The organism is Pseudomonas sp. PS01298, from assembly GCF_029959745.1.
GTDB lineage: Bacteria > Pseudomonadota > Gammaproteobacteria > Pseudomonadales > Pseudomonadaceae > Aquipseudomonas > Aquipseudomonas aylmerensis.
Map to the genome: position 1 here is coordinate 1 of NZ_JASCPP010000279.1, position 255 is coordinate 255.

The 255-nt window shown below is 40.8% G+C and carries 1 tRNA gene; it reads right to left on the bottom strand.

The window, feature by feature from the left end:
* Window positions 1-166 precede the first annotated feature (166 nt).
* Window positions 167-242, bottom strand: a tRNA-Ala gene (locus QMX97_RS32105).
* Window positions 243-255: the final 13 nt, after the last annotated feature.

A 255-nucleotide genomic window follows, 5' to 3' on the forward strand; every position in this document is an offset into this window, starting at 1 on the left:
GAACTCACAAATTTTACCTTAGCCTGATCCGTTACCAGTGAAAGTAACGTTCAGTCTATCTTTCTATCACATACCCAAATTTTTAAAGAACGATCTAATCAAAGACTAGAAATCAATATTCATTAGTAAATATTCATTTCTAAACTCTAACAGCAGAAGCAGTTAATGGTGGAGCCAAACGGGATCGAACCGTTGACCTCCTGCGTGCAAGGCAGGCGCTCTCCCAGCTGAGCTATGGCCCCATAACAAAATTGG